Genomic DNA, 16602 nt, shown 5'->3' with positions numbered 1-16602 from the left:
GGGTTGGAAGGCTATGGGGAATTCGGTCAACTTGAAGGATGGATTCATTAGGAACATGGAAAGGCTGCTGGGGGATACCTTCGGGGAATTCCTGGCATCGCTGGAATTCCAGCCCCTGCGGGGGCTGCGGGTGAACACCCTCAAGAGGGGTGCGGAAGCGATGGTGGACGGCCTGGATTTCGGGTTGGAGCGGACGCCGGTTGTGGAGGAGGGGCGCTTCTACCGTCCGGGACACAGGCCCGCCAAGCATCCCTTCTACGCCGCAGGGCTGTATTACATCCAGGAGCCTTCCGCCATGTTGCCGGCAGCCATGCTGCCGGTGGAGACGGGAGACCTGGTGCTGGACATGTGTGCGGCTCCGGGGGGCAAGAGCACCCAGCTGGCCTCCAAGCTGGGGGGGACGGGGCTGCTGGTATGCAACGACATCAGTCCGTCCCGCTGCAAGGCGCTGCTGAAGAACCTGGAAGCCGCCGGCGTGGACAACATGCTGGTCACCAGCGAGAAGCCGGAGAAGCTGGCAAAGGCCTTCGGTCCCGCTTTCGACAAGATCCTGGTGGACGCACCCTGTTCCGGAGAGGGGATGCTCCGGCGGGATCCGGAGATGGCGAAACATTGGAAGGAAGAGATTCCGGAGGAGTACCATGGGGAGCAGGTCCGGATCCTGCGGCAGGCGGCCCGGCTCCTGAAACCCGGCGGACGGATGGTCTATTCCACCTGCACGTTTTCCACCAGGGAGAACGAAGCCACCCTGGCGGCGTTCCTTGGGGAGCATCCGGAGTTCTCCCTGGTGGAACTGGAAAAGAGGGAGGGTCTGGTACCAGGGGTAACGGAAGGGTTCCCCCGGGAATTCCAGCTGGACAGGGCGGTCCGGGCCTATCCCCACAGGTTTCGGGGAGAGGGGCATTTCGTTGCCCTCCTGGCCAAGGATGTCCTGGAAGCCCTTCCGGAGAGCCGCGGGCCGTTGAAACCGAAAGGCCCGCGGCGTGTGGAGCCCAAGATCCTGGAGGCGTACAGGGAGTTCGAGAGGAAGAGCCTCGGGTTTTTCCTGCCCCAGGACAGGCTCCATGTGCACCAGGAGAAGCTTTACCTGGAGCCTGGAAAGCTGGAACGGCTGGGCGACCTGAAGGGCATCCGCGTGCTGCGGGCAGGGCTTCTTCTGGGGGACGTGGCCTATGGAAGGTTCGAGCCTTCCCAGTCCCTTGCGTCCCATCTGCAGCCCGGCCAGGGGAAACGGGTCTTGGATTTCGACCGGGGGGATCCGGACCTGGTCCGCTATCTGAAAGGAGAAACCCTTTCCCGTGAGATGGAGAAGGGGTATGTGCTGGTGGCTGTGGAAGGGTACCCCCTGGGGTGGGCCAAAAGCGACGGAAGGATCCTGAAGAACAAATACAATAAAGGTTGGAGATGGCAATGAGCGATAGCATGCGGTTGGACAAATTCTTGAGCAACATGGGTGTGGGCACACGGAGCGAAGTGAAAAAATACATCGGTTGGGGACGGATCACCGTGAACGGCAAAGTGGTCCGCCAACCGGAGCACAAGGTGAACCCCCATGCGGACCAGGTGGCCTACAAAAGGGAGGTCATCCCCTATGAGAAAAACATCTATCTGATGATGAACAAGCCCCAAGGGGTGATCAGCGCCACCGCGGACGACAAGGAACAGACGGTCCTGGATCTGGTCAAGGAAATCCGGAAGAAGGACCTTTTTCCGGTGGGAAGGCTGGACAAGGATACGGAAGGCCTGCTGGTGCTGACCAACGACGGTCCCCTGGGCCATGCGCTCCTGTCCCCCCGGCACCATGTGCCCAAGGGTTACAGGGCCAGGATCCAGGGCCAGCCCACCCAGGAGACCGTGGAGAAATTCAAGGCCGGCGTGGTGCTGGAAGACGGCTACAAGACCCTGCCGGCCGAATTGACGGTCCTTGCGAGCGGGCCGGTCTCCGAAATCCACGTGGTTGTGGTGGAAGGGAAATACCACCAGATCAAGCGGATGTTCGAGGCCGTGGGGATGCAGGTCCTCCATCTGCAGCGGGTCTCCATGGGAGGACTGCGGCTGGATCCCAACCTCCCACCCGGAAGCTACAGACCCCTGACCCCGGAAGAGGTCATCCAATTGCAACAGCAAAGTTAGGAGATTCTATGTTTTTACCTGCAAGTCGTGAGGAAATGCAAGCACAAGGGATGGAAGAGGCGGATTTCATCCTGGTTTCGGGAGACGCTTATGTGGACCACCCTTCCTTCGGTACCGCCATCATCGGGAGGCTGCTGCAGTCCCATGGCTTCCGTGTGGCTGTCCTGGCACAGCCGGACTGGAAGGACACGGTGGACATCCAGAAGCTGGGACGCCCCCGTCTGGGGTTCCTGGTCACCGGCGGGAACATCGATTCCATGGTCAACCATTACACCGTCGCCAAAAAGAGGCGGACCACGGACGCCTATTCCCCTGGCGGGGTCATGGGCAAGCGGCCCGACCGGGCCACGGTGGTCTATTCCCAGCTGGTCAAGCGGGCCTACAAGGATGTCCCCATCATCATCGGCGGAGTGGAGGCCAGCCTGCGCAGGATGGCCCATTACGATTACTGGCGGGACAAGGTGAACCGCTCCATCCTGCTGGACGCACAGGCGGACCTGCTGGCCTACGGCATGGCGGAGAGGAGCATCGTGGAGATTGCGGAGGCCTTGGACGCCGGCATCCCGGTCCGGGAGATCACCTTCGTGCGGGGCACGGTCTACCACGCCAAGTCCCTGGATTCCCTGGTGGACCCCATCCTTCTGCCCAGCTACAGTGAGATAATCACGGACAAGCGGAAATATGCGGAAAGCTTCCTGTTGCAGAACCGTAACAACGACTTCGCCCAGGGCCGGGTGCTGGCGGAGACCTACGGGGACAACTCCCATGTGGTCCAGAACGCTCCCCAGCCTCCCCTGACCACAGGGGAATTCGACCGGGTATATTCCTTGCCTTACGAACGCGCCCCCCACCCCATGTATGCGGAGGTAGGGGGGATCCCCGCCATCGAGGAGGTGAAATTCAGCCTCATCGCCAACCGGGGCTGCTTCGGCGGATGCCACTTCTGCGCCCTGACCTTCCATCAGGGAAGGATCATGCAGAAGAGAAGCAAGAAATCCCTGGTGGCGGAGGCGGAAGCCTTTACCCACGATCCGGACTTCAAGGGATACATCCACGATGTGGGAGGCCCTACGGCCAACTTCAGGAACATGTCCTGCCAGAAGCAGGCCAAGCACGGGGTCTGCAAGGACAAGCAGTGCATGACACCGGAACCTTGCAGTCAGCTCCAGGTGGAGCACAAGGAGTATCTGGACATCCTGCGGGCCCTTAGGGAGATTCCCAAGGTGAAGAAGGTGTTCATCCGTTCCGGAATCCGGTTCGACTACCTGATGCTGGACAAGGACGACAGCTTCTTCAACGAGCTTTGCGAACACCACATCAGCGGGCAGCTGAAGGTGGCCCCCGAGCATGTTTCGGACAAGGTCCTGGAGAAGATGGGCAAGACCAGGCATGCCGTATACGACCGGTTCGTGGAAAAATACAAGCAGGTCAACGAGCGGCTGGGCAAGAAGCAATTCCTGGTGCCCTATCTGATGTCCAGCCATCCCGGCTGCGGGCTGAAGGAAGCGGTGGAACTGGCGGAATACCTGCGGGACATCCGGCATACCCCCCAGCAGGTCCAGGATTTCTATCCCACCCCGTCCACCCTTTCCACCTGCATGTACCATACGGGGCTGGACCCCATGACCATGCGGCCGGTATATGTGCCGAAGACCCAGAAGGAAAAGGCCATGCAGAGGGCGCTGATGCAATACCGCTATCCCCAGAACGAAAAGCTGGTCCGGGAAGCCCTTGCCCTAGCCGGAAGGGAAGACCTGGTGGGCTTCGGGGAAAAGTGCCTGCTCCGTCCGTTGAAGGGAAGCCAGGGGGCCAGACAGCAAAAGTGCGCCCAGGCGCAGGAGAAGGAGAAGCGCAGGCCGAAGAAGAAGACCATCCGCAACATCCACAAGAAGGCCGGCAATCGTTGACGAACGGCTCCGGCTCCTGTATAATACTTAAACAGCAAGCATGGCAATCAAGGGAGGTGCCCATGATCAACAGCATGACAGGATTCGGCAGAGGGAAGGCCGAATCCGCAGGGAAGACCATTGTCGTGGAAGTCCGTTCGGTGAACCACCGTTACTGCGAGTTGGGGGTGAAGTTGCCGAAGGTCCTCGGCTACATGGAAGGGGACCTGAAATCGATACTGAAGCGGCGCCTCTCCAGGGGGAAGGTCGACGCCTTCGTGTCCTATGAGGACCATGGGCAAAAACGGGAACGGCTGGTGTTCAACACCGACCTGGCCAGGGAATACATGGAGCATTTCCAGCGGATGGGGGCCCTTTTCGGTCTGAAGCAAGACGTGGGGGTCTCCCATCTTGGCCGGTGCCCCGACGTCCTGGTCCTGGAGGAGCAGGAAGAAGACGAAGGGCTTCTTTCCCGCCTGGTGGCGGAAGCGCTGGAACTGGCGGTGGAGGGGCTCCTTGCCTCCCGCCGCACCGAAGGGGCCATGCTCCAGGAAGACCTCCTGGAGAAGGTCGGGCAAATGGAGGTCCTGGTGGACCAGGTGAGGGCCCATGCTCCCCTGGTGGTCCGGGAATACAGGGACAAGCTGGAGAGCAGGATCCGGGAGCTTCTGGCCCAGGTTCCCGTGGACGAAACCAGGTTGGCCATGGAAGTGGCCGTATTTGCGGACAAGTCCTGTGTGGACGAGGAAATCGTCCGCCTGGAAAGCCACCTTTCCCATATGCGGGGCGTGTTCCAGGAGGAAGGGCCCGTTGGCAGGAAGCTGGACTTCCTGACCCAGGAAATGCACAGGGAGGCGAACACCATCCTGTCCAAGGCCAACCACATCCAGACCAGCAACCTGGGAATCGAACTGAAGACCCTCATCGAAAAGATCAGGGAGCAAATCCAAAACATAGAATAAGAGTGTGACTATGAAGAACCAATTTGTGAACATCGGCTTCGGAAGCTTCGTGGCAACGGACAAGATCGTATCCATCGTAAAACCGGAGGCTGCGCCCATCAAAAGGATGGTGCAGCATGCCAAGGAGACCCAGATGCTTGTGGACGCCACCGCCGGCCGGAGGACCAGGGCCGTCCTGGTGATGAACGACGGACACGTCGTCATCTCGGGCATCCAGGTGGAGACCATCATCAACCGCTTTGAAGACAAGAACAAGGAATAGAGCTAGGAGAAGGTCATGGAAAAAAGAGGTATGCTGCTCATATTGTCCGGATTCTCGGGCGCGGGCAAGGGCACGGTCGTCAAAGGCCTGATGAAACAGGGGCAATTCGCCCTGTCCATATCCGCCACCACCCGGAGTCCCCGGGAAGGGGAGGTGGATGGAAGGGACTACTTCTTCATCAGCCACCAGGAGTTTGAAACCATGATCCGGGAGGCGGCCCTGTACGAATATGCCACCTACTGCGGAAACCATTACGGCACGCCCAGGGAGTATGTGGACAAGCAGATGGCCCAGGGGAGGGACGTGATCCTGGAGATCGAGATGCAGGGCGCGCTCCAGGTGAAGAAGATGTTTCCCGAGGCCGTCTTGATCTTCATCGTGCCCCCCACGGTCACGGTCCTGAAAGAGAGGCTGATGCACCGGGGGACGGAGGAGATGGACGTGATCATGCGCCGCCTCAAGCGTTCCTCGGAAGAGGCCAGGTCCATGGACCAGTACGATTACATCGTGGTGAACGACCAGTTGGAGCCGTGCATCGAAGCCATCGTCCATATCGTGGAGGCGGAACGGCAAAGGGGATTCAGGAGCCGGCGGCTGCAACAGAAATTCATCGACGAGTTTGCGCTCATTTTGAAAGGAGACAATTGACATGCTGCATCCTTCTTATACAGATTTGATAAACGTGGTCAACGACAGAAGCCTGGAGGACGAGGTGAAGGTGCGGAGCCGCTACTCCGTAGTGATCGCCACGGCAAAAAGGGCCCGGCAACTCATCGACGGAGAGATGACCCTGACGAAAACCGTTTCTCCCAAACCCTTGTCCAACGCAGTGAACGAACTGTACGAAGGCAAAATCGATATCGTGTAGAACGTCATGACCAGCCCCTTGCAGGTGCTGGTCATTCCTAATGGAGGGGAAGGAGGAGGACCATGGCCTACGCCAAAGTGATTGTGGAGCTTACAGCAGCCTCCCTGGAGAGGCCCTACACCTACCGGGTCCCCGGAGCCTTGGAGCACAAGGTCAGGACCGGCAGCGTGGTGGCCATCCCTTTCGGCGCCGGGAACAGGACCATCCGCGGGACCGTGGTGGCCATGGAGGAGCATGCCGACATTCCCCTGGAGAAAGTCAAGGATATCCAGGACGTCCATGACAAAGTGGACCTGGAGTCCCAGCTGATCCTGTTGGGGCACTGGATGAAGGAGCGGTACGTCTGCTCCCTCCAGGCCGCCTTCAACGCAATCCTTCCCGCCAGGACGGACGTTTCCGCCAGGAAGGAAAGCCGGGTCCGCCTTCTCCTGGATCCGGAGGCCCTTACAGAAGCCCTGGCTTCCGTCCGCGGAAACGCCACCCTGGCCAAAAGGGCCGGGGTTTTGGAGATGCTGCTGGAAGGGGAGGTGCGGATTCCGCCAGAGGGGGTGCCCTCCCGCAGGTTCCTTGCCCAGGCACGGACGACCCAGGGGGTCCTCCAGGGCCTTGTGAAGGCGGGGGTGCTGGCGCTCTCGCAGGTGGACACCGGCGAAATGCCGGTGCCTCCCAGGGAGGCGCCCGTGGAAAGGCCGCTTCCCCTCCATCCCGCCCAGGAAGCGGGGCTGCACAGGATCCTGGACGCCGTGGAGGCAGGAAGGCCGGACACCTTCCTGCTCCACGGCATCACCGGCAGCGGGAAGACGGAGGTCTACCTGCAAGCCATCGGCCGTGTGCTGGAACTGGGAAAGGAAGCCATCGTGCTCATACCGGAAATTGCCCTGACCCCCCAGACCATCGGGAGGTTCGTGGAGCGCTTCGGGAACGTGGTGGGGGTGATGCACAGCCGCCTTTCCCCCAGGGAGAAGATGGACCAATGGCAGAAGGCGAGGAGCGGGGAGGTCAGGGTGATGGTGGGCCCCCGTTCCGCAGTCTTCACCCCTTTTCCCCATCTGGGGATGATCGTGCTGGACGAGGAGCACGAGATGAGCTACAAGTCCGAACAGGTCCCCAAATACCATGCCAGGGAGGTTGCCATCAAACGGTCCCTGATGGGCGGCTTCCCGGTCGTTCTGGGGTCTGCCACCCCCTTGGTGGAAAGCTACCACAAGGCGCTGGAGGGGCAATACACCCTCCTGACACTGGAAGACAAGGCGGTCTCGGGACCGGACCTGGAGGTGGAGGTGGTGGACATGCGCCAGGAGCTCCTGGAGGGGAACAAGGGGATCTTAAGCAAGCCCCTCCAGGAGGCCATGGCCGGCGCTCTGGAACGGAAGGAACAGGTCCTCCTTTTCCTGAACAGGAGAGGGTATGCCCAAGCGGTTTCCTGCCGCCAGTGCGGCCATGTGATGAAGTGCCCGTCCTGCGACCTCCCTTACACCTACCATGCGGAAGGCCGGCGGCTGCTCTGCCACCATTGCGGAAGTTCAGTCAAGTCCCCGGAAAGCTGCCCTTCCTGCGGTTCCGTCTACATCAAGGCGTTCGGGATCGGCACGCAGAAAGTGGAAAAACAGGTGCAGAAAATGTTCCCCCAGGCCCGTGTGGTCCGGATGGACCTGGACACCACCTCCACCAAGGACGGACATGCGAGGATCCTGGGGGAGTTCTCCCAAGGCAGGGCGGACATCCTGGTGGGCACCCAAATGGTGGCCAAAGGCCATCATTTCGAAAACGTGACGGTTGTTGGGGTTGTGGCCGCAGACATGTCCCTTTTCATGAACGACTTTAGGAACAGCGAGCGGACCTTCCAGCTGGTCACCCAGGTGACCGGAAGGACCGGCAGGGGGGCCAAGGGCGGGAGGGCGTTCATACAGACCTACAGTCCCGGGCATTTCAGCATCCAGGCCGCCCGGGAACAGGACTACGGAAAGTTCTACAGGCAGGAGGTCCTCTACCGGAAGATGATGGGATACCCGCCGTTTTCCAACCTGCTGGTCCTGCTCTTCTCCTCCACCGACGAAAAGGCGCTGGTCCAGGGGAGCCGCAGCCTGGCTGGAGAGATGGAGGCCCTCCTGGAATCCCTGGACCCTAAACTCCTTCGGGAACAGGAGGTCCAGATGATCGGCCCAGCCCCCGCCAACCTGTCGAAGGTCCGTGACATGTACCGCCAAAGGCTGATGGTGAAGGCGAGGACATATAAGTTCTTGACTTATCTGATCAAGGAATTTTATAATAGGATGCAGGCAGACGAAAAATACAAGCCCCTGCGGGTGGCGTTTGACATCAACCCCATGGTTTCCCAATGAGGGGCCTAAGGAGCATAAAGGAGAACCGATGGCACTGAGGAAAATAAGGATAGAAGGCGACCCCATCCTGCGGAAGCGGGCCAAGGAAGTGGACGCCGTAAGCGACAAGGTCAAAGACCTGGCCCAGGACATGCTGGATACCATGTACCATGCACAGGGGGTAGGCCTGGCGGCTCCCCAGGTGGGGATCCTGAAAAGGGTAGTGGTGGTGGACATCGGCGACGGGCCCATGGTCCTGGTGAATCCGGTGATCGTCCGGCAGGACGGGGAACAGGTCGGTCCGGAGGGATGCCTGAGCGTCCCCGGGAAGGCCGGGACGGTTGTCCGTCCCAACCATGTGGTTGTGGAATCCTTGGACCTGACCGGGACCAGGACCCAGGTGGAGGGGGAAGGCTTCCTTGCCCGGGCCCTTTGCCATGAGCTGGACCATCTGGAAGGGAAGCTGTACGTGGACATCGCCACGGACATGATCACCGACGAGGACGAGGAGCTGGCATGAGGATCGTATTCATGGGAACACCGGACTTTTCCGTCCCCACGCTGGAGGCGCTGGTCCGATCGGAACACCAGGTGGTGGGTGTGTTCACCCAGCCCGACAAGCAGAAAGGGAGGGGCCAGAAGCTCCAGCCGACCCCTGTGAAGGCCGCCGCGCTGGAAGCCGGAATCCCTGTATTCCAGCCGGTGCGGATCAGGAACCGGGAGGCGCTGGACCAGGTCCGTGCGCTTGCCCCGGACCTGGTGGTGGTGGTCGCTTTCGGGCAGATCCTGCCCAAGGAGCTCCTGGAGATGCCCCCCTACGGATGCGTCAACGTCCATGCCTCCCTCCTCCCCAAGTACCGTGGGGCCGGGCCCATCCAATGGTGCCTGCTCAACGGGGAGAAGGAGACGGGACTGACGACCATGCGCATGGATGAAGGCCTGGACACGGGGGACATGCTGCTGAAGGTGTCGGTTCCCATCCGGGAGAAGGAAACGGGAGGGAGCCTCCACGACCGCTTGAGCGGACTTGGAGGAGACCTGCTGCTGGAAACCATCCGCCGCCTGGAGGAGGGCACCCTTGCAGGGACACCCCAGAATCCGGCGGATGCCACCTACGCCCCCTTGCTGACCAAAGACATGGGGGCCATCGACTGGTCCCTGGAAGGGGAGCGGATCGATTGGCTGGTGCGTGGCCTGGATCCGTGGCCCGGAGCCTACACCTGGCTGGAAGGCAAGCTCCTGAAGGTTTGGGACGTGGAGGTTTCGGAGGAAGGCTTTGACCAAGATCCCGGCACCGTCGTGGCGGTGGACCCCAAAAAGGGGTTCCAGGTCGCCTGCGGAAACAACACAACCCTTTGGGTGAAGGAAGTGCAACTGCAGGGCAAGAAACGCATGCCCTGCGATGTTTTTTTACGGGGGGTGCGCCTGCCGGCAGGCATGACGCTTCCGCCCCGAGGATAGGAGGCCGCATATGTTGAACAGTTGGTACGGCAGCATGGTGCTGCTGATTCCCGCAATCCTGTTGAGCCTGTACGCGCAGGCTAAGGTTTCATCGACTTTTTCCAAATACAGCCGGCAGGGGAACCGGATGGGATACACCGGCAGGGAAGTCGCCGAGAGGATCCTTCGGGATGCCGGCATCTACGACGTGCGGGTGGAACATGTCCGGGGAAAGCTTTCCGACCATTACGATCCCAGAAACCGGGTGCTCCGGCTTTCGGACAGCGTCTACGGCAGCAGCAGCATCGCCGCCGTAGGGGTTGCCGCCCATGAGTGCGGGCATGCCATCCAGCACAACCAAAGCTATGCGTTCCTTTCCCTGCGCAACGCCATGTTCCCCGTGGTGAATTTCAGCAGCAAGATGGCCATGCCATTGGTCATGCTGGGCCTGGTGCTGGGGGGGTCCTATCCCGGAAGCTTCGGACAGTCCATGGTCCAGTTGGGGATTCTCCTGTTCACGGCCGTGGTGGCCTTCCAGGTGGTGACCCTGCCGGTGGAGCTGAACGCCTCCAACCGGGCCATCCACATCCTGGAAACCAGCCGGTTCCTGAACGAGGAGGAAATCAAGCCCGCCCGCAAGGTGCTGAACGCGGCGGCCCTGACCTACATAGCGGCAGCGGCCGTGGCGCTCCTGAACCTGCTCCGGCTCCTGATGCTGTTCTCCGGAGGAAGACGGAATGACTGAGAACGGCCGCATGGCGGCGGTCAGGATCCTGGAGCGGATGGAAAAGGAAGACCTCTATGTGAACCGGGCCATGGACGACCATCTCCATGTCCATGACCTGGACAGGGAGGACCGGAAATTCGTCAGCCGTCTGGTGTACGGAACCGTGGAGCGGATGCTCTATCTGGACCATGTGCTGGACCGTTATTCCAAAGTGCCCTCTGCCAAAATGAAGAAGGTCGTCCGCTGGGTCCTGCGCACGGGCGTCTACCAGATCCTGTTCATGGACGGGATCCGGGACGCGGCCGTCTGCGACGAGGCGGTGAAGATCATCAAAAAAAGGAAGATGGGCGCGCTGGCGGGTTACGTGAACGCGGTCCTGCGCACCGTGGCAAGGGAGAAGGACTCCCTTGTCCATCCGGGCACGGAGAGTCTGGAGGAGCTGTCCCTGGCCTTTTCCATGCCCTTGTGGCTGCTGGAGAAGCTCCAGGGGCAGATGGGGTTTGAACCTCTGAAGGAATTCTGCCTCCAATCCCTGGGCAGCGCCCCCCTGTGCGTGCGACCCAATCTGCCCAAGGTGGGCCTTAAGGAACTGGAGGCCGCTTTGGACAGGGAAGGGGTTGCCCACCGGCCGGGGGGGCTGCTTCCTTACGCCCTCTTCCTGGACAAGGTGGAGGCCCTGGCCAAGCTGGAAAGCTTCCGGAAGGGCCTGTTCCAGGTCCAGGACCAGAGCTCCCAGCTGGTGGGGGAGGTCGTCCGCTCCCTGGAGCTTGGTGGAAGCCCCCTGGTGCTGGACGTCTGCGCCGCCCCGGGAGGGAAGAGCACCCATGTGGCCGGACTGCTGGGACCCAGTGGAGGCCGGGTGGTCGCCAGGGACATATCCCCATGGAAGCTGGAGCGGATCGGTGAGAACGTGGAACGTCTGGGTCATCCAAACATCCGGATGGAGGAGAAAGACGCCTCCAGGGCCTACGGGGAAGACCGGGAGTCGGCGGATGTGGTGCTGGCGGACGCGCCTTGCTCCGGGCTGGGGATCCTGCGGAGGAAACCGGACATCAAGTACCGGCTGACCCCCGATTCCCTGGAAAGCCTGGGGAGACTGCAGAAGGAGATCCTGGAGGCCTCCGGTGCGGCGGTGAAGCCGGGAGGCTTCCTGGTCTACAGCACCTGCACGGTGAACCGGGAGGAAAACGAAGACCAGGTCATGCGGTTCCTGGAGGAACACAAGGAATTCAAGCAACGTCCGATCCACTTGCCCTTCGGGGCGTTGGACCCTTTTTTGGAAGAGGGCTTTGTGAAATTGATGCCGAAAGAAGGAGGGGCGGACGGATTCTTCATCGCCCTCCTGGAGAAGGAGAAGGGACAACGGAATGGGTGAAATCAAGGACGGAAGAGCGATCAACAGCATGACATTGGAGGAGCTGGAGGACCAGCTGAAGGCCATGGGAAGCCCCAGGTTCAGGGCGCTCCAGATCTACCAATGGTTCCACAAGAAAAAAGCGGCGGGATACGGCGCCCTGGGGAACATCCCCAAGGAGCTAAGGAATTCGCTGGAGGAAAGGCATCCCTTCCTGGGCCTGGAGCTGGTGGAATCCCATCCCTCCGGGGACGGGGAAACGGTAAAGCACCTGTTCCGGTGCAAAGACGGCCAAGTCCTGGAAACCGTCTGGATGCGCTACAAGCACGGGAACTCCTTGTGCATCTCCTCCCAAGCCGGATGCAGGATGGGATGCGCCTTCTGCGCCTCCACCATCGGAGGCCTGGCGCGGAACCTGGATGCGGCGGAAATGCTGGAGCAGGTATACCAGGTGGAAAGGATGACCAAAGAACCGGTTTCCTCGGTGGTGGTTATGGGAACGGGGGAACCTTTCGACAACTTCCAGGAACTGATCCGCTTCCTGGTCCTCCTCAACCATCCGGAGGGAAGGAACCTGGGGCAGAGGCATGTGACCGTATCCACCTGCGGCCTCTCGGACAAGATCCGGGAGTTCGCCGACCTCCAGATGCAGGTGAACCTGGCGGTCTCCCTCCATGCCCCTTCGGACGAACTGCGCACCCGGCTCATGCCGGTGAACATGCGGTACCCCCTCAAGAATCTGCTGGATGCATGCCGTTATTATGTGAAGAAGACCAACAGGAGAATCACCTTCGAATACAGCCTCCTGGACGGCGTCAACGATACGGAAGCCCATGCCCGGGCCCTTGTTCGGATTCTGAAAGGCATCCATTGCCATATCAACCTGATTCCGGTGAATGCGGTGGAGGAACGGGCCTACCGGAAATCGAAGCCCGAAGCGGCGGCAAGATTCAAGAAGGTCCTGGACCAGTCTGGAATGACGGCGACCGTCAGAAGGTCCCTGGGAGAGGACATCGATGCGGCATGCGGACAACTGCGGCGCAAACACAAGCCCTGACACCAATGGAGGCACTATGGAGATTTACGGCATAACCGACCAAGGAAAGACCCGTCTGATGAACGAGGACCATTTCTACCATTCGGACAAACCGGTTGGCAGGCTCCCCAATCTGGCGGTCATCGCCGACGGAATGGGCGGACATTCGGCAGGGGAAGTGGCCTCCAGGATGGCGGTGGAAGTCCTCGTGGAAAATTGCGGTCAGAGCCAGGAGGAAGGGGTCGACGACATCCTCCGGGGAGGTGTCCAGGCGGCCAACAGGCAGGTGTTCCGGCTGGCCAAGGAGCGGGGCTATCTGTTCGGCATGGGAACGACCCTGGCCGCTTGCGTCGTGACGGAGGGCAACCGGCTGTACGCCGTGAATGTTGGGGACAGCAGGATCTACATCTATGACGGAACCCTGCGGCAGATTTCCCTGGACCATTCCCTTGTGGAGGAGATGGTCCAGGCGGGCGAAATCACCCGGGAAGAAAGTCTGGTCCATCCGGACAGGAACAAGATCACCCGGGCCATCGGAACGGGTGCGTTCGTCCTCTGCGACCTTTATGTGCAGACGCTGGCAGCGGGCAGCGTGGTGCTCCTCTGCACGGACGGACTCACCAACATGGTGGGCGACGGCAGAATCCAGGAAATCCTAGGGAACGGCGGTAGCCTGGAACAGAGGGTGCGCGACCTGTTGGAGGAAGCATTGGAAAACGGCGGATGCGACAATGTCACCATCGTTGCCATGGCCACATCAGATCAGGAAAAGAGGTGATCGTATGCTGCTACAACCGGGCACAATGCTCAACAACCGATATGAAATCATGGAAAAGATAGGATCCGGCGGAATGTCGGTGGTCTATAAGGCAAAATGCACCAAGCTGCAGCGTTTTGTGGCCGTCAAGGTTCTGCGCGAGGAATATGCCCAGGACCTGGAGTTCGTGAAGCGCTTCAAGGTGGAAGCCCAGTCCGCCGCGAGCCTATCCCACGGAAACATAGTCAACATCTACGATGTGGGAAACGAAGGCAGCCTCCACTTCATCGTCATGGAATATCTGGAAGGGAAGACGTTGAAGGAGAAGATCCTGGAGAAGGGGGTCCTGGAGGAAGGGGAAATCCTCCGGGTCGGGGCGGCCATCGCCTCGGCCCTCAGCCACGCCCATGCCAACCACATCATCCACAGGGACATCAAACCCCAGAACATCATCATCACCAACGACGGAAAGGCCAAAGTGGCGGATTTCGGAATCGCCCGGGTCTCCAGCGACGCAACCATCGCGGTCAGCGAGGTGACCAGCGGCAGCGTCCATTACATGGCGCCCGAACAGGTCCGGGGGGGGTACTGCGACGAGAAGAGCGACATCTATTCCCTGGGTGTCCTGCTGTACGAGATGGCCGTCGGCCATCCTCCCTTCGATGCCGACACGGCGGTGACGGTGGCCATAAAGCATCTGAACGAGACGCCCCCGTCCCCCAGGGAGTTGAACCCCGAAATCAGCTGCGCTTTGGAATCCATCATCCAAAAATCCATGGAGAAGAAGCCCATGAACAGGTACCCCACCGCCATCGCGCTGCTGGAGGACCTGAAACGGGCAAAGGATTTTCCCGACACCTTCATCCGCAGCAAGGCGGATGGGGAAACCTATGAGACGGTGATGCTGTCCACAGGGCAGATGCGCCACATCTGGGATGAGAACGAGGTCATGGAACATGCGGAAGGCAGGAACAAAAAAGCGGAGACCGCCATCATGGCGGCGGGTGCGGTTGCCGCCCTGCTGATCGTTTCGGTCATCATGTTCTTCGTCCTGCGCTACGTGAACCAGGACCTGATCGCCAAGGAAATCACCGTACCCGCGGTGGAAGGGTTGGAACTGGAAGAGGCCAAGAGCCTGCTGCAGGCCCAAGGGCTTCCTTATCTGGTCACTTCCACGGAATATTCCGGAACGGTCCCCAGCAACAGCGTCATTTCACAGCTGCCCAAGGGGCTGACCGTCCTGGAAGAGCCGGTCCAGGTGCAGCTGGTGTTGAGCAAGGGCCAGCAGATGATCCAGGTGCCGGACGTGCAGAGGGTCAACTACCAGGATGCCCGGCAACAGCTGGAAGACCTGGGGCTTCGGACCTCCCTGCAGAACATCCATCATGACACGGTGCCGGTGGGAATCGTCATCGAGCAATATCCCGGACCCGGCAGGTCCATACCCTTCCAGACGGAAGTGGTCCTGAAGGTGAGCCAGGGCAGGGAAGTGAAGAAGATAAAGGTGCCGGACGTGCAGGGAATGAAGGAGGCCGATGCGGTCTCCGCACTAAACGGCAGCGGCCTGAAGGTTGGGAACGTATCCCATGCCTTCCATGACACGGTGGAGGAGGGCAGGGTGATCGGCATGAGCACCTCCGCCGGGAGGGAAGTGGAGGAAGGCTTCGAAATCGACCTGACCATAAGCAGGGGGAAGGAAGTGAAGGTGCTGAGCATCCCCATCACCATCAACGACATTTTTGATGGGGAGCAGACCCAGGGGACCGTAAAGGTGGTCCTGGAAGCCGACGGCCAGGAGACCATCCTCCTGAACCGGGTGGTCCTGGCGGAGGAATTCCCCCTGCGCATCGAGGCAAGAGGCACAGGAAAAGGCTCGGTGGAAGTCTACCTGGACGACGTGGCCCAATACCAGGTCGAAATCGATTTCTCCACGGAGGGCCGATGATGCGCGGCAAAATCGTCAAGGGAATCGCAGGATTCTACTATGTGCATGTGCCGGAACACGGGGTGTTCGAGTGCAAGGCCCGTGGAATCTTCCGGAAGGAGGCGCTCACCCCCATGATCGGGGACGATGTGGAGATCCAGGTGGTGGATCCGGCAAGGAAAAAGGGGAACATCGAAAAGATCTTGGAGAGGAGGAGCGAGCTCCTGCGCCCCAGCGTGGCCAACATCGACCAGGCGCTGCTGGTGTTCGCCCTGCACCAGCCGGAACCCAACCTGCAGCTGCTGGACCGTTTCCTGGCCATGGTGGAGAACGCGGGGATCGATGTGGTGCTCTGCTTCAACAAGGCGGACACGGAGCAGGGGAGCGAAGGCGAAGCGCTGGAGGAGATGTACCGCAGGGTGGGCTACCATGTCCTTGTGACCAGCGCCTTGGAAGACCGGGGGCTGGAGCCTCTGAAGAAGGTGCTCCACCACAAGACCACCGTTTTTGCCGGACCTTCGGGCGTGGGGAAAAGCTCCCTGCTCAACCTGCTGCAGGAAGCCGTAAGCTTTGAAACGGGAAGCGTCAGCCGGAAGATCGGCCGGGGACGCCATACGACCAGGCATGTGGAGCTGATCGCGCTGGACAAGGACAGCTACCTGGTGGACACGCCGGGGTTCAGTTCCCTCCAGCTGGACGATTTCTCCAGCCAGGACCTGAAGGACCAGTTCATCGATTTCCATCCTTTCCTGGACGCCTGCCGCTTCAAAGGCTGCATGCACCTGAAGGAACCGGTTTGTGGCGTGAAGGAGGCCGTAAGGGACGGGAAGATCCATCCGTCCCGGTACGAGAACTACAAGGCCATCTATGAGGAAATGCAGGAACTGCAGAAGAACCAGTACCCAAGAAAAACCGACAAGAACAGGAGATGA

16 protein-coding genes are annotated in these 16602 nt (G+C 60.4%); all 16 read left to right on the top strand.

Annotated elements, in window-relative coordinates; all coding sequences use genetic code 11:
- The first annotated feature begins 13 nt into the window (after positions 1-13).
- The 16 genes from GXN74_RS03950 (at position 14) to rsgA (ending at position 16602) form a co-directional block, all read left to right on the top strand.
- Entirely contained in the window at positions 14-1414 is a 1401-nt protein-coding gene (locus tag GXN74_RS03950) for an RsmB/NOP family class I SAM-dependent RNA methyltransferase (RefSeq protein WP_162369627.1), read from the top strand.
- Complete coding sequence (locus GXN74_RS03945) at positions 1411-2133, top strand: pseudouridine synthase (protein ID WP_162369626.1); 723 nt, start codon at positions 1411-1413, stop codon at positions 2131-2133. The genes GXN74_RS03950 and GXN74_RS03945 overlap by 4 nt, the downstream gene beginning before the upstream one ends.
- 8 nt (positions 2134-2141) lie before the next feature.
- Positions 2142-4040, top strand: coding sequence for a YgiQ family radical SAM protein (locus GXN74_RS03940; protein ID WP_162369625.1), 1899 nt, complete (start codon positions 2142-2144; stop codon positions 4038-4040).
- A gap of 62 nt (positions 4041-4102) precedes the next feature.
- Positions 4103-4981, top strand: a complete 879-nt coding sequence (locus GXN74_RS03935; RefSeq protein WP_162369624.1) for a YicC/YloC family endoribonuclease — start codon at positions 4103-4105, stop codon at positions 4979-4981.
- Positions 4982-4991: 10 nt separating this feature from the next.
- Positions 4992-5243: a DUF370 domain-containing protein gene (locus GXN74_RS03930; protein ID WP_162369623.1), complete on the top strand. Its 252-nt coding sequence runs from the start codon at positions 4992-4994 to the stop codon at positions 5241-5243.
- Between the two features lie 15 nt (positions 5244-5258).
- Positions 5259-5891, top strand: coding sequence for a guanylate kinase (gene gmk, locus GXN74_RS03925; protein ID WP_162369622.1), 633 nt, complete (start codon positions 5259-5261; stop codon positions 5889-5891).
- Between the two features lies 1 nt (position 5892).
- Positions 5893-6111: a DNA-directed RNA polymerase subunit omega gene (gene rpoZ, locus GXN74_RS03920; RefSeq protein WP_162369621.1), complete on the top strand. Its 219-nt coding sequence runs from the start codon at positions 5893-5895 to the stop codon at positions 6109-6111.
- 62 nt (positions 6112-6173) lie between these two features.
- Positions 6174-8453 (top strand): replication restart helicase PriA, encoded by a 2280-nt coding sequence (priA, locus tag GXN74_RS03915; RefSeq protein ID WP_162369620.1) that lies wholly within the window; start codon positions 6174-6176, stop codon positions 8451-8453.
- Between the two features lie 28 nt (positions 8454-8481).
- Entirely contained in the window at positions 8482-8952 is a 471-nt protein-coding gene (gene def, locus GXN74_RS03910) for a peptide deformylase (RefSeq protein WP_162369619.1), read from the top strand.
- The gene (fmt, locus tag GXN74_RS03905; protein ID WP_162369618.1) at positions 8949-9893 is read left to right on the top strand and encodes a methionyl-tRNA formyltransferase; all 945 of its coding nucleotides are present in this window, start codon (positions 8949-8951) and stop codon (positions 9891-9893) included. The genes def and fmt overlap by 4 nt, the downstream gene beginning before the upstream one ends.
- A gap of 10 nt (positions 9894-9903) precedes the next feature.
- A complete protein-coding gene (locus GXN74_RS03900; protein WP_162369617.1) occupies positions 9904-10617 on the top strand; it encodes a zinc metallopeptidase in 714 nt (237 codons plus the stop codon).
- A complete protein-coding gene (gene rsmB, locus GXN74_RS03895) occupies positions 10610-11974 on the top strand; it encodes a 16S rRNA (cytosine(967)-C(5))-methyltransferase RsmB (protein ID WP_162369616.1) in 1365 nt (454 codons plus the stop codon). Before GXN74_RS03900 ends, rsmB begins: the two co-directional genes overlap by 8 nt.
- Entirely contained in the window at positions 11967-13010 is a 1044-nt protein-coding gene (rlmN, locus tag GXN74_RS03890) for a dual-specificity RNA methyltransferase RlmN (protein ID WP_162369615.1), read from the top strand. The genes rsmB and rlmN overlap by 8 nt, the downstream gene beginning before the upstream one ends.
- A gap of 16 nt (positions 13011-13026) precedes the next feature.
- Positions 13027-13767: a Stp1/IreP family PP2C-type Ser/Thr phosphatase gene (locus GXN74_RS03885; protein ID WP_162369614.1), complete on the top strand. Its 741-nt coding sequence runs from the start codon at positions 13027-13029 to the stop codon at positions 13765-13767.
- Between the two features lie 4 nt (positions 13768-13771).
- The gene (pknB, locus tag GXN74_RS03880; RefSeq protein WP_162369613.1) at positions 13772-15691 is read left to right on the top strand and encodes a Stk1 family PASTA domain-containing Ser/Thr kinase; all 1920 of its coding nucleotides are present in this window, start codon (positions 13772-13774) and stop codon (positions 15689-15691) included.
- A complete protein-coding gene (gene rsgA, locus GXN74_RS03875) occupies positions 15688-16602 on the top strand; it encodes a ribosome small subunit-dependent GTPase A (protein WP_343032787.1) in 915 nt (304 codons plus the stop codon). The genes pknB and rsgA overlap by 4 nt, the downstream gene beginning before the upstream one ends.

Origin of the sequence: Anaerotalea alkaliphila (genome assembly GCF_010179735.1) — a bacterium.
Taxonomy (GTDB): Bacteria; Bacillota; Clostridia; order Lachnospirales; family Vallitaleaceae; genus Anaerotalea; species Anaerotalea alkaliphila.
The sequence above is the reverse complement of the archived record's forward strand: the minus strand, read 5'-3'. Positions and strand labels throughout refer to the sequence as shown.